We start from the raw sequence: 792 nt of genomic DNA, 5'->3' as shown, positions 1-792 counted from the left end.
GGGAGATAAGATGAGCCTCGTTTCCTCATCCCCAGGCGGGTTTGGGTGCTTTCGTGAGCGCCATTGCGATTTTCTTGATGTTCTGGGCGCTCGCGGCGAGCAGGCACTGCCATCTAACCTTGATCAAGCCGCGGAAGCGGGCATAGCGGTGCCCGTGAAGCTGCTTGGCATCGGCGAAGGAGCGCTCCACCGTTTCCTTGCGCCGCTTGTAGATCGCCTTGCCCCACGCCGTCTTTCGATGAACATCCGTGCGTTCGCGTGCATCTTGCCAGACATGCCGGGTGATGGTTCGTATCGAGCCGGCATTGGACGTGCAGGAGGCAAGAAGCGGGCAGTCACGGCAGATGGAGGGGTCTGAGCGATAGTGCCTGTAACCGCTGCGGTCGGTCGTCGCATAGGTCAACAGTTGTCCTTCAGGGCAGCGGTAGCCATCGGTCTCTGGTTCGTAGACGAACTTCGACTTGCGCATCATCCCGTCTTTGGGCGGGGTCGGGTTGCGATAGCCGGTCACGCCGAGGATATCTCTGTCCTCCAGACCCTTGGCAATGCCTGCCGTGGCATAGCCTGCGTCCAGCCCGACCGCCCCGACATGCAAGTCGAAGCGTTGGCGCTGCCGGTCGAGCCGCTCCAGGTAGACGATACTGTCATGCACATTGGCCGGCGTTAAATGCGTATCGGTGATGATCGCATGGCGGCCATCGACAGTGCGGTGATCGAGATAGAAGAAGCCCTTGGGCTTACCGTCGCGCACCATATAACCGCTATCGGGATCGGTACGACTGACCTTCGTTT

The 792-nt window shown here is 60.1% G+C and carries 1 protein-coding gene; it reads right to left on the bottom strand.

What is annotated here, in order from left to right:
- Positions 1–25: 25 nt before the first annotated feature.
- The coding region (locus tag BS627_RS24890) for a transposase (RefSeq protein ID WP_245307220.1) at positions 26–792 on the bottom strand (767 nt) is incomplete at its 5' end.

Origin of the sequence: Agrobacterium salinitolerans, assembly GCF_002008225.1 — a bacterium.
Taxonomy (GTDB): domain Bacteria; phylum Pseudomonadota; class Alphaproteobacteria; order Rhizobiales; family Rhizobiaceae; genus Agrobacterium; species Agrobacterium salinitolerans.
This window is presented reverse-complemented; position numbering and strand designations above follow the sequence as displayed.